The sequence below is a fragment of the Nonomuraea rhodomycinica genome (assembly GCF_013363995.1).
GTDB lineage: Bacteria > Actinomycetota > Actinomycetes > Streptosporangiales > Streptosporangiaceae > Nonomuraea > Nonomuraea rhodomycinica.
This window is the reverse complement of record NZ_JABWGO010000005.1, coordinates 333875-346213: the sequence shown is the minus strand read 5'-3', so window position 1 is coordinate 346213 and position 12339 is coordinate 333875. Positions and strand designations below refer to the sequence as shown.

The following is a 12339-nucleotide window of genomic DNA, read 5'->3' as shown; positions in this document are numbered from 1 at the left end:
CATGGCGTCATCACTGCCGCGGCGCGACGAAGAGGGTCTGAGTCGCGGCGCCGACCTCGCCCGACTCGTCGTACAGGGTCGAGCGGGTCAGGCCGCGGCCGGACGGCCCGACGACGGTGGCGGCGTCCATGCAGATCCACTCGCCGGCCGGCGCCCGGAACAGGGAGATCGTCAGGTCCACGTTGACGAACAGGTGGGTGGCGAAGTCCACGGCCGGGCTGACGCCGTTGCCGCTGTCGGCGAAGACCGCCAGCCGTTCCAGGGGCGTGGTCTCCTCGCCCTCGACCAGCGGCACCGTCAGCCGCCCCCACACCGTGGCGGGGCCGACCTCCAGGGGGTGGCCGGTGACGAAGCGCCAGTCCATGGCGCGGCCGTACCCGAAGCCGCTGCTCAGCCACGAGTCGCGCCGGCCGGGGGAGGGCGGCGGCACGGGCGCGGGCGGGCCCGGCGCCGGTGTGGCGGGCGTGGCGGACTCCCGGATCCGCCAGGCCGTGGCCCGGCAGTGCTCCCGCCCGCCCGACGACACGCTCGCCGACAGGCACTGCACGCGCTTGCCGTCACGCGCCACGTCGGTGCGCACCTCCAGCTCGCCCACCGGCACGGGCCCGAAGACGTCCACGACCAGGCGCGACAGCTCCAGTCCCGGACGCGGGGCGGTGGCGGCCAGCTCGTGCGCGATCAGCGCGGTGACGGGGCCCATGTGCTGCGCGCCGGGGTCCCAGGGGCCCTGGGTGTACTCGGACGCCCGATAGCGGCCCGCGCCGAGGGCCTCGTACATCGCCATAGAACGAAATTCTAGAACTCGTCGGGGATGTCGGCGATGTCGTCGAGGGCGGCGGCCAGCTCGTCGGGGTCGCCGCCGATCCGCTCGGCGATCTCGATGAGCACGTGCAGCACGTCGTGGCGGTCGTGCCCGAGGTCCAGCAGCCGCTGCGCCGCCTCCCAGAGCTGCGGCGGGTCGCCCTCCCACAGCCGGGTGGCGATCTCCTCGTGCCAGGCCAGGTGCTCCTCGTCCATCGCCCCGACGTGGTCGATCTCCAGCAGCGCCCGCCGGTCGGCCTCGTCCGCCGGGTTGAGCCGGTCCAGCTCGATCCCGTTGTGGAAGCCCTGCAGGAACGGGAACGCGAACGCCCGCCGCGCCAGCGCCGACAGGTCGCCGTCGGGCAGCAGCCGCTCCAGCAGCGGCCGGTCCAGCCCGAACGAGGTCGGGTCGCGGTACGCCTCCGGGAACTTGCCGATCGCCTCCCACACGGCGTCCAGCGTGGCCTTCAGGCCCTGCTCAGGCAGGCCCGAGCGGCGCGCCGCGAAGCGCACCCACGCCGCCAGCACGTGCGGCATCGCCTCCTGCTCGGCCGTGCTCAGCATCACCTTGCGCGGCAGCCAGTCGAGCAGGAACGTCTCGCACTTGGTCGGGCTCACGCGCAGCGGCCGGCTGAAGTCCTGCTCGCAGCCGTACTCGATGATGTGGTCGGCGCAGCGCGAGGCCGCCGACGGGTCCGACAGGTGCTCGGCCGCGTCGGAGGCGAGGAACTCGGCGGCCAGCATGGCCCGCCGCTCCCGGCTGTAGGGCGCCTCGATGTGCAGCGGCGCCGGGCGCTTGCGGCCCGGCGGCAGCGCCTTCAGGCGGGCCCTGGCGAAGGCGTGGTAGGCGCTGTAGCTGTCGCTGACGGGCGGCGGGGTCTTCGGCTCGCTCGTGGCCTTCATCGCCGACTCCAGCAGCGCCCTGGCCTGCTGCGGCTCGATCTCGCCGAACACCAGCATCGGGTTGCCCGCGGCCTCCGCGCGGGCCTCCTCCAGCAGCTTGTCCACCTGGGAGGAGACCCAGGCGTCACGCGCCATGCCGGACATGTTGTGGTCGACCACCATGACCAGCGCGTGCCGCTCCTGGCCGCCCGGGACCGCCGCCGGCGCGTCGCCGCGCCCCGGCCCGCCGTCGCCGTACCGGTAGGCGAACGTGCAGATCACCGTGTCCTGGTCGCCGTACGCGTCGCGCGAGACGTAGCAGCCGGTGGGCTTGACCGCGCCGACCCGGTCGGCCCAGCCGGGCCGGGCCACGCCCGACTCCATCATCGCCAGCGCCGCGCCCTCGGCCTTGGCGCCCTGGCGGGCCGTGCCGAGGTAGGCCAGGCAGATGAGCAGCGTCAGCGACGCCGGAGTGCCCGCCTTGGCGGCGTAGTCGACCAGCCCCTCACCGAGCACCTGCTCGACGTCGCCGCCCCGGACCCGCCGGCCCCACCAGGCGCCTATCATGTCGGAGACCATCAGCTCCGCGTCGAGCGGGCTGCGCACGGCCAGCAGCTCGCGGGCCGCCTGCACCATCTCCTTGAAGACGTCGTCTGGGGGGGTGCTCTCCCGGGGATCTCGTCGGTGTCGGCGCACGCCCTCACTCTCTCGCATTCCAGGCGGAAACGGTGCGTAGAACGCGGCCGTGACCCCGATGTTATCGGGGACTCCGCGGCGGCGGGGCGGAGTTCACGATCGCGAGCAGATGCTCCCGCGCGACGCGCTCCACGATCTCGGGAGTCGCCGTGATGCCAAGGTGCTGGGCGCACGCGCACACGTCGGCCACACAACGGTCGATGGTGTCCACGGGCACTGTCAGGAACTCCTCGGCCAGCCGAAGACTGACCGGCTCCCGGAGGAAGCGTGTGGCCAGAGCGAGCATAGGTGTGAGATTCCTCTGGATGCCCGGGGGCAAACCCCCAGGAATGGACTCAGGGCGACTTGCGCTCTCATTCCACCTTTTCTCGGCCCTGTGTCAAGCCTCCACTACGGTTGTGTTCGCATCCCCGCAAGCGCTTTCATGCGAAGCTGTTCCCATGCGCATCCAGCTCGCCCAGCGGACGGAGGCCGACGACCTGCTCGGCCGCAGTCCGCTCGCCCTCCTCATCGGCATGCTGCTCGACCAGCAGATCCCGATGGAGTGGGCGTTCACGGGCCCGTACACCATCGCCGAGCGGCTCGGAGGCGACCTCACGGCCGAGGAGATCGCCTCCCGCGACCCCGAGGAGTTCGCCGCCCTGCTGGCGGAGAAACCGGCGGTCCACCGCTATCCCTCCTCGATGGCGGCGCGCGTCCAGAGCCTGGCGGCCTATCTCGTCGAGCAGTACGGTGGCGACCCCGAGAGGATCTGGGCCGAGGCGGCCGACGGCAAAGAGCTGCTCAAGCGATTGCAGGCGCTTCCCGGTTACGGCAAGCAGAAAGCCCAGATATTTTTGGCACTGCTCGGCAAGCAACTGGGGGTCCGGCCGCCCGGGTGGCGCGAGGCGGCGGGACCGTACGGCGAGGAGGGATCGTTCCGGTCGGTGGCGGATGTGGTCGACGCCGACACGCTGGGCCGCGTGCGGGCCGCCAAGCAAGAGGCCAAACAGGAGGCCAAGCGGGCGGCGCGGGCCAAGTAGCCTGATCTTGCTGCGTAACGTGGAGCGATTTTGACAGGATGCGTTGACCGTATGGCCTGCGGGGCTTCCGTCCGCGCATGCCCATCGCCGATGATGTACAGCAGGATCCGGTCGCACGGAGCTGCGCTACGCCGATACACAGTTATGGAGATGTGCCGCGTGGGAGACCCTGGCACGCGACGGAGGTGCCGAGCATGAGCGCCGAGACCTCCGTTCCCCGTCCCCGGGAGTCGGATGTGGACATCTCAGACTCCGCCCTCTTCGGGGGCCTGCTGGCGGAGGCGCGCTACGCCTTCGCCTTCTTCGACCCCGACGGCCGGGTCCAGCGGGTCAACGACCTGTTCACCGACGTCGTCGGCGTGCCCGCCGAGCGCCTCGTCGGGCGGGTTCCCGTCGAGGCCCTGGCCGCCGACCTCAGCCAGCTCATCACGCACGCCGTGCAGGGCGTCATCGAGACCGACGCGCCGGTGACCGAGAGCCGGGTGCGCGTGCGCACCCCCGAGGGCGAGCACCGGCACTGGTCGCTGTCGTTCTCGCCGATCCACGACGACGCGGGCGAGCTGCGGGCCGTCGCGCTGATCGGGCTCGACGTGACCGAGAGCCGCCAGACCGAGGAGGACCTGCGCCGCAGCGAGGAACGTTACCGGTCACTGGTCGAGGCGCAGTCGCAGCTCGTCTGGATCACCTCGCCCACCGGCACGGTCGTCGAGGACGCGCCGCAGTGGCGCGCCATCACCGGCCAGGGCCTGGAGGAGTACCTCGCCCACGGCTGGCTGGAGGTCGTCCACCCCGAGGAGCGCCGGCAGACCGAGGAGGCCTGGAAGGAGGCGCTGCGCGGCCGCACGATGTTCGAGTGGAACTACCGCGTGCGCACCCGGGCCAGCGGCTACCGCCACTTCGAGGTGCGCGCGGTGCCCATCATCCGGCACGGCCGCGTGGTCGAGTGGGTCGGCGCCAACACCGACGTCACGCCGCAGCGCGAGGCCGAGGAGATGCGGGGCAGGCTGACCGACCAGCTCGGCGCCGCCGCGCTGCGCACCGCCCGGCTCCAGGGCGCCACCGCCATACTGGCCGAGGCGCTCACCGTGGAGCAGGTCGTCCAGGTCATCATCGACGTCGGCCGCACGGCCCTGGCGGCCGACCGCTCGGCCGTCGCGCTGCTCGACACCGACCGGGCCGCGCTCAAGCTGATCAACGGCGAGGGCGTCCCCGAGGCGGCCGGCACCTCCGGCGAGGAGATCCCGCTCTCCCACACCAGCGTGCTGACCATGGCCGTCAACAGCCGGCGGCCGGTGTTCGCCGAGTCTCCCGACAGCCTGCGCACGCAGCTGCTGGAGGCCGGCGGCGACGAGCAGGTGCTCGCCAACTACCTCACCCACAGCGACGAGCGCGCCTGGGTGGGCCTGCCGCTGCTGGCGGCCGGCCGGGCCCTCGGCGCGCTGCGCTTCTCGTTCACCAGGCCGCAGAAGATCTCCCAGGAGGACGGCGTCTTCCTGGAGGCGCTGGCCGGGCAGTGCGCGCTCGCGGTCGAGCGGGCGACGCTGTTCGAGCGCGAGCACAAGACCGCCGAGACGCTCCAGCGCAGCCTCCTGCCCGACCGCCTGCCGGTGGTCAAGGGGCTGGAGCTGGCCCAGCGCTTCCGCTCGGGCAGCCGCCACGTGCAGGTCGGCGGCGACTGGTACGACGCGTTCGTGCTGCAGGACGGGCGTGTCGCGGCGGTCGTCGGCGACGTCATGGGCAAGGGCGTCAAGGCCGCCGCGGGCATGGGCCGCATCCGCAACGCCATGCGGGCGCTGGCGCTGACCAACCCGCCGCCCGCGGCCGTGCTGACCGGTCTCGACCGGGTCTTCGACGCCACGGAGGAGGAGGAGCAGGTCACGACCCTGGCGTACATGGTGGTCGAGCCCGTCACCGGCGAGGGCACGCTCGCGCTCGCGGGCCACCCGCCGCCCGTGCTGGTCTCGCCGCAGGGCACCGCGATGCTCTGCGACGCCCAGCCCGGCACGCCGCTGGGCTGGCCGACGAGCCGCCGGCAGTTCCGGTTCGTGGTGCCGCCGGGTCACACCGCGGTGCTGTACTCGGACGGTCTGGTGGAGAACCGCAAGCGAGGTCTCGACGCCGGACTCGCAGAGATTTGCAGTGTTGTGACCGAAGCGCCGCCTGAGGTCGTGAGAAGTCCGCACATGCTGCTGGACTTCCTGGTTGACCGGATGTTGTCGGGATATGAACAGGATGATGACGTTACCGCCCTGGCCATCCACGTGCCGCCCGCCACGAAGAGTGACTGAATGAAACAGTCATAAGGGTTGCTTTCGGGTATCAGTGGCGCGCTTACGTACGCACTACTGCCTTGGTCGGCCTAGGGTGGAGGTCAACCGCCGGGAGGTGGCCGTATGGAGTGCGAGGTCGTGCCACAATGCTGGGCAGGTCCGTCGCGGTCCGCACGGCCTCACCGATCTCCGAGAGAGGCAACAGCCCCCCAGCGGGCATCTGGGTCCATTGTCGCCACGCGTTCGTTCGAGAGGTGTTCGTGTCGCCTGCAAGTTCGACTCGCTCGAAGCCACAAGAGCTGAACGAGCCCGTCATTCAGCGACTGCTCGAGCGTGGGCGCTCGCAGGGTTTCCTCGAGTCCGAGGATGTTCGCCAGGCCTTCGAGGAGGCGGACATCCCCATGTCGCACGCCGCCGCGTTCTTGCGGAACCTCAGCAAAGAGGGCGTGACCGTGGTGGTGACCGCCGCGGATTCGGCTGCGCCGAAGAAGTCTCGGGGACCAGCAAAGCGCCGCACCGCCGCCCCCGTCAAGACCAAGACCGCGGCGGCCGCCAAGGAGCAGCAGCCCGAGACCGTGACCGCGGTCGTGGGAGCAGCCGAAACCGCCGAGCCCGCCGCACCGCGGAAGCCGGCCGCCGCCAAGCCGGCGGCACCGGCCAAGCCGGGTCCCGCCAAGAAGGCCGCCCCCGCGGCGGCCAAGAAGGCGGCCCCGGCCGCCGCCAAGAAGGTCGCGGCTGACAGCGCCGGGCCTGCACCCACCAAGCCCACCGCTCCGGAGGGCGTCGACGACGACGAGGACATCGAGCTCGACGGCGACGTGGAGCTCGACGACCTCGAGGACATCGTGGTCGAGGACGACGACATCGTCGCCGAGGGCGATGCCGAGCCGGAGCCCGACGAGGACACCGACGACGAGCCGAAGGCCGCCGACGCGGCCGCGGCCGCCGCGCAGAAGAGCGAGGACGAGGTCCTCATCCTCTCCGACGACGACGATGACGCCCCTGTCGCGCAGGTCGCGGCCGCCGGCGCCACCGCCGACCCGGTCAAGGACTACCTCAAGCAGATCGGCAAGGTCCCCCTGCTCAACGCCGAGCAGGAGGTCGAGCTGGCCAAGCGCATCGAGGCGGGCCTGTTCGCCGAGGAGCAGCTGGGCAGCGGCGAGGCCGACGGCCTGCCGGTCGACGTCCGCGCCGAGCTGGAGTGGATCGCCGAGGACGGCCGCCGGGCCAAGAACCACCTGCTGGAGGCCAACCTCCGTCTGGTGGTCTCGCTGGCCAAGCGCTACACCGGCCGCGGCATGCTCTTCCTGGACCTGATCCAGGAGGGCAACCTCGGTCTGATCCGCGCGGTGGAGAAGTTCGACTACACCAAGGGCTACAAGTTCTCCACCTACGCCACGTGGTGGATCCGGCAGGCGATCACGCGTGCCATGGCCGACCAGGCGCGGACCATCCGCATCCCGGTCCACATGGTCGAAGTGATCAACAAGCTGGCCCGCGTCCAGCGGCAGATGCTGCAGGACCTCGGCCGCGAGCCCACGCCGGAGGAGCTGGCCCGCGAGCTGGACATGACCCCCGAGAAGGTGGTCGAGGTCCAGAAGTACGGCCGCGAGCCGATCTCCCTCCACACGCCGCTGGGCGAGGAGGGCGACAGCGAGTTCGGCGACCTCATCGAGGACTCCGAGGCCATCGTCCCGGCCGACGCCGTCAGCTTCACGCTGCTGCAGGAGCAGCTGCACTCCGTTCTCGACACGTTGTCGGAGCGCGAGGCGGGCGTCGTGTCCATGCGGTTCGGTCTCACCGACGGCCAGCCGAAGACGCTGGACGAGATCGGCAAGGTCTACGGGGTGACGCGTGAGCGCATCCGGCAGATCGAGTCGAAGACCATGTCCAAGCTCCGTCACCCGTCCCGCTCCCAGGTGCTGCGCGACTACCTGGACTAGCACGCCGACGAAGGCCCCGCACCGATCCCCGGTGCGGGGCTTTCGCGGTTCTCCGGGGGCCGGCGCGCCTCTCAGGGCAGGCGGACGTCCAGGGTCCAGGGGCGGGTGGGGCGGGCCGGCTCGGTCAGCTCCACGGTGTGGCCCAGGGAGTCGAGGGTCTTGGCCAGCTCGCCGGGCGTCGCCGGGTCGGCGCCGGAGACGAGCAGCGCGCGGGCGATCTCGCCGCGGGTCGCCTTGGCCATGTGGCTGACGACCTTGCCGCCCTTGAACACCCGGACCGCCACGGAGCGGTCCCCGGGCTGCCAGGCGGCCGCGTACGTGGCCGAGCGGAGGTCCACGACGAGTCCGGGCAGGGGATCGAGCTGGCGGGTCACCAGAGGCCGCCAGAAGGCCGCCAGGCCGCCCAGGGGAGGCAGGTTGACCCCCATGGACAGCCGGTAGGGCGGGACGCGGTCGGCGATCCGCAGGACGCCCCACAGGCCCGAGAAGATCAGCACCGACTCCTCGGCCCTCCGCCTCGCCTCGGCGTCCAGGGTGGCCAGGCCCAGGTTGTCGTACAGGACCCCGGTGTAGAGCTCGGCGGCGGGGAGCGTGGGAGCCGTGCCGATCGCCAGGTTCTTGGCGGTCTCGCCCGCCAGCCCGGGGGTCAGGCCGAGGACGTCGAGGGCGTCGCGGCGCTTGGAGGCGCGCTTGAGCGCGGTGAGCACGCGCTTGCGCGGCTTGTCGAGGGCGGGGAAGGACAGCTCGCCCACCGGCGGCCCGCCGCTCTCGGACGCCTTGCTCGCGGACGCCTTGCTCTCGGACGGCGGCAACAGGATCAGCACGGTGCCCCAGCCTATAAGGCCAGCTAGGCGGTGCTTCCGCGTGTCCCGGCTTCCTCTCGGGCCCGGGATGCCGCCGACCGGCGTCACCGGGCCGTCCCCTTCGGACGCCCCGAACCGCCTCCCGCACCCGGACGGATACCCTGCGCTGGATGGAATTCGACAGACTTGTCCACGAAGCCTGGCCCGCGTACGAGTCGCGGGAGCACGACGGCTGGGTCCTGCGTTACGCCGGCGGAGTGACGAAGCGCGCCAACTCGGTGCTCGCCCTGCGTGCGCCCGCCGACCTGGACGCCGCGATCGCCGCCGCCGAGGCGTTCTACGCGGAGCGGGGGACGCGCACCGCGTTCTCGGTGGGCCCCGGCGCGATGCCCGGGCTCGACGCCGAGCTGGAGCGACGGGGCTACGAGCTGGTGGACCCCACGCTGGTCATGTCGTGGTCCGGGGAGGCGCGCGAGCCCGAGCGTCCCGTGCGGGTCGAGCGGAGCCCCTGGCCGGCGTGGGGGGACGCCTGGTGGGCGGTGGACGGCCGCTACGACGGTGGGCGGAGGGCGGCCGAGCGGATCTTCACGGGTGTCCCGGCCTGGTACGCGGCGGTCGAGGAGGACGGCGTGCCGCTCGCGGTGGGCCGGGCCGTGCCGCAGGGGGACACGCTGGGGGTCTACTGCATGGCCACGCTGCCGGGAGCGCGCCGCCGCGGGCTGGCCCGCAGTGTCCTGCGCGCCATGCTGAGGCGGGGCGGCCTGCCGTCGGCGTACCTGGTCGTCACCCGGGCGAACGAGGCCGCGCAGGCCCTGTACGCGAGCGAGGGCTTCGAGCCGCTGCTCGGCGGCTACCACTACCGCGTCCGCTGACCCGGGCCCGGCTCCGGGCCACGGGCACCTCATCGCCCCGGAAACCCGCTCCGGGACGTCGGTGAGGGGCGATGAGGGACAAGTCGCGACGAACGCGAGACGGCGGCCCCGGTGGTGCCGGGGCCGCCGTCTCGCGTCTGTGCGTTATGTAATTATCTCGTCACGGCGAGACGCTGGGTCAGCGCTCGTCGTCGCGGGCAATGGTTGGGGTTTCGCTGAGCCGTGCCGACTCGTCCAGGATGTCGGCACCCTTCTCGCGCAGCGCCGCGATGTGCTGACGCCCGTGGTGGGCGCAGAACAGCAGCTCCCCACCCACAGGCAGGGTTGCGCGAATGTAGGCCTGGGCACCGCAACGGTCGCAGCGGTCGAGGGCCGTCAGCGGCTTAACGGGGGCGAGAGCTCCAGTCACGTATCGCCTTTCGGGTCACCCCCGCCGAAGCGAGGATCTGGCGTCAGTCACTTGGAACAACATCTAACCGGACCTGGACGTTCCCAACCGTCGCGTCGCTACGCCCAGAGCGGAATGTGTCCCAAAGTAATGACGATCAGCCCGTTGGTAACGCCAAACATGACCGCATGGCAAGCTTGTACGCGCGCATGTGCGTAAGTACGCCTACGCAGGCGAAGGACGGTAGGCTGCGCACTGGTGTTCGATACTGGTGTTCGATGACTAACCCGGAGGAGCTGGAGTGACGCTAGTGGAGGCCGGCTACACGGCTCGTCACCTCTCGGTGCTTGAGGGGCTCGAAGCGGTCCGCAAGCGTCCGGGCATGTACATCGGGTCCACCGACAGCCGCGGACTCATGCATTGCCTCTGGGAGATCGTGGACAACGGCGTCGACGAGGCGCTGGGCGGCCACTGCTCGCGCATCGAGGTCGAGCTGTACGCCGACGGCTCCATCGAGGTCCGCGACGACGGCCGCGGCATCCCGGTCGACGTCGAGCCCAAGAGCGGCCTGGCCGGCGTGGAGCTCGTCTACACCAAGCTCCACGCGGGCGGCAAGTTCGGCGGCGGCTCCTACGCCGCCTCCGGCGGCCTGCACGGCGTGGGCGCCTCCGTGGTCAACGCGCTGTCGTCCCGCCTCGATGTCCAGGTCGACCGCGACGGGCGGGTCCACGAGATCAGCTTCCGGCGCGGCGTGCCCGGCGTGTTCGACGGCGACGGGCCGACCGCCAAGTTCCGCAAGAAGTCGGGGCTGCGCGACGGCGGCAAGCTCGACCGCGACGTCACCGGCACCCGCGTCCGTTTCTGGGCCGACAAGCAGATCTTCCTGCCCGACGCCGAGGTCTCGCTCGACGAGATCCACGTCCGGCTCCGCCAGACCGCCTTCCTGGTGCCCGGCCTCACGCTCGTGGTGATCGACAGCCGCCACGAGGAGCAGGTGGTGGAGGAGTTCCGCTTCGACGGCGGCATCTCCGAGTTCACCGAGTTCCTGGCCCGCGACGAGGCCGTCTGCGACGTGCTGCGCCTGCAGGGCGTCGGCCACTTCCACGAGACCGTCCCGGTGCTCGACGACCAGGGCCACATGACGCCCACCGAGGTCCAGCGCGAGCTGACCGTCGACGTGGCCGTGCGCTGGGGCCGGGGCTACGAGTCGACCGTCCGCTCGTTCGTCAACGTGATCGCCACCCCCAAGGGCGGCACCCACATCACCGGTTTCGAGCGCGGCCTCGTCCGTACGATCAACGAGCTGCTGCGCGAGACCCGCCTGCTGAAGAACGGCGACGACCCGGTCACCAAGGAGGACATCCTCGAGGGCCTGACGGCCGTCGTCACCGTCCGCGTGCCGGAGCCGCAGTTCGAGGGCCAGACCAAGGAGGTCCTCGGCACCTCGGCGGCCACCCGCATCGTCTCCCACGTGGTCTCGCGCGACCTGAAGGAGCTGTTCGCCAACCCGCCGCGCGGCTTCAAGCAGCCCCTGCGCGCCGTGCTGGAGAAGATCGTCGCCGCCGCCAAGGCCCGCATCGCCGCCCGCGAGCACCGCGACAACCAGCGCCGCAAGAGCGCCCTGGAGAACTCCGCGCTGCCCGCCAAGCTCGTCGACTGCCGCAGCGACGACGTCGACCGCAGCGAGCTGTTCATCGTCGAGGGAGACTCGGCGCTGGGCACCGCCAAGCTGGCCCGCGACTCGGAGTTCCAGGCGCTGCTGCCGATCCGCGGCAAGATCCTCAACGTCCAGAAGGCGTCGATGAGCGACATGCTCAAGAACGCCGAGTGCGCCGCCATCATCCAGGTCGTCGGCGCCGGGTCGGGTCGCTCGTTCGACATCGAGGCGGCTCGCTACGGCAAGGTCATCCTCATGGCCGACGCCGACGTCGACGGCGCCCACATCCGGTGCCTGCTCCTGACGCTGTTCCACCGCTACATGCGGCCCATGGTCGAGGCCGGCCGCGTGTTCGCCGCCGTCCCGCCGCTGCACCGCATCGAGCTCACCAACCCGGGGCGGGGCAAGGAGAAGTACATCTACTGCTACTCCGACGCCGAGCTGCACAAGGTGCTGCGCGACCTGGAGCGGCGCGGCAAGCGCTGGAAGGACCCGGTGCAGCGCTACAAGGGACTCGGCGAGATGGACGCCGACCAACTGGCGGAGACCACGATGGACCCGCGCCACCGCATCCTGCGCCGCGTCCGCATCGAGGACGCCGAGGGGGCGGAGAGCATCTTCAGCCTCCTCATGGGCAGCGACGTGGCGCCGCGCCGCGAGTTCATCGTCAACAGCGCGGCCGAGGTCGACCGCGACCACATCGACGCCTGACCGGTTTCCGGATTCCCGGGGGCCGTACGCGCCTGACCGGCTCTCGGACGGCCCTTCCCCGGGCCGTCCATGCCTGACCGCCGCCTCACCGCTGCCTGGCCTCCGGGCGGCCCCTCCAGGGCCGTCCAGAGGTGACCAGCGGCCTGGCTTCTTCAGACCCACGCCCTGACGCGCCTCGGGGCGTCCCCTCCCGAGCCGTCCACGCCTGACCAGCGGTCCAGGCGGCTTTCTCGCCCGATCGCTCTCGCGAACGCCATCCAGCCCCGGTCTCATGCCGGCTTGGCCGAGCCTCGC

General features: G+C 71.4%; 10 protein-coding genes. 5 read left to right on the top strand and 5 right to left on the bottom strand.

Going from position 1 to position 12339, the window contains the following annotated elements:
* Window positions 1-10: 10 nt before the first annotated feature.
* The 3 genes from HT134_RS23095 to HT134_RS23085 all read right to left on the bottom strand — a co-directional run bounded on the left by HT134_RS23095 (window position 11) and on the right by HT134_RS23085 (window position 2665).
* Window positions 11-784, bottom strand: coding sequence for a thioesterase family protein (locus HT134_RS23095; protein WP_175602518.1), 774 nt, complete (start codon window positions 782-784; stop codon window positions 11-13).
* 11 nt (window positions 785-795) lie between these two features.
* A complete protein-coding gene (locus HT134_RS23090; RefSeq protein WP_175602694.1) occupies window positions 796-2319 on the bottom strand; it encodes an amino acid adenylation domain-containing protein in 1524 nt (507 codons plus the stop codon).
* Between the two features lie 121 nt (window positions 2320-2440).
* A complete protein-coding gene (locus HT134_RS23085; protein ID WP_175602517.1) occupies window positions 2441-2665 on the bottom strand; it encodes a hypothetical protein in 225 nt (74 codons plus the stop codon).
* Window positions 2666-2819: 154 nt separating this feature from the next.
* Here HT134_RS23085 and HT134_RS23080 point away from each other — a divergent pair, with 154 nt between their 5' ends.
* From HT134_RS23080 to HT134_RS23070, 3 genes are all read left to right on the top strand, one after another.
* Window positions 2820-3401, top strand: coding sequence for an HhH-GPD-type base excision DNA repair protein (locus HT134_RS23080; RefSeq protein WP_175602516.1), 582 nt, complete (start codon window positions 2820-2822; stop codon window positions 3399-3401).
* A gap of 194 nt (window positions 3402-3595) precedes the next feature.
* Window positions 3596-5689: a SpoIIE family protein phosphatase gene (locus HT134_RS23075; RefSeq protein ID WP_175602515.1), complete on the top strand. Its 2094-nt coding sequence runs from the start codon at window positions 3596-3598 to the stop codon at window positions 5687-5689.
* Window positions 5690-5931: 242 nt separating this feature from the next.
* Window positions 5932-7614, top strand: a complete 1683-nt coding sequence (locus HT134_RS23070) for an RNA polymerase sigma factor (RefSeq protein ID WP_175602514.1) — start codon at window positions 5932-5934, stop codon at window positions 7612-7614.
* A gap of 71 nt (window positions 7615-7685) precedes the next feature.
* On the opposite strand, the gene HT134_RS23065 is transcribed toward HT134_RS23070, so the two are convergent.
* Window positions 7686-8438, bottom strand: coding sequence for a YaaA family protein (locus HT134_RS23065; RefSeq protein WP_175602513.1), 753 nt, complete (start codon window positions 8436-8438; stop codon window positions 7686-7688).
* Window positions 8439-8587: 149 nt separating this feature from the next.
* Between HT134_RS23065 and HT134_RS23060 the strand changes: the two genes are divergently transcribed.
* Window positions 8588-9289, top strand: coding sequence for a GNAT family N-acetyltransferase (locus HT134_RS23060; protein WP_175602512.1), 702 nt, complete (start codon window positions 8588-8590; stop codon window positions 9287-9289).
* A 178-nt stretch (window positions 9290-9467) separates the two neighbouring features.
* Here HT134_RS23060 and HT134_RS23055 read toward each other — a convergent pair whose 3' ends face one another.
* The gene (locus HT134_RS23055; protein ID WP_175602511.1) at window positions 9468-9698 is read right to left on the bottom strand and encodes a DUF7455 domain-containing protein; all 231 of its coding nucleotides are present in this window, start codon (window positions 9696-9698) and stop codon (window positions 9468-9470) included.
* A 280-nt stretch (window positions 9699-9978) separates the two neighbouring features.
* On the opposite strand from HT134_RS23055, the gene HT134_RS23050 reads away from it, so the two are divergent.
* Complete coding sequence (locus HT134_RS23050) at window positions 9979-12045, top strand: DNA gyrase/topoisomerase IV subunit B (RefSeq protein WP_175602510.1); 2067 nt, start codon at window positions 9979-9981, stop codon at window positions 12043-12045.
* The last annotated feature ends 294 nt before the right edge of the window (window positions 12046-12339 follow it).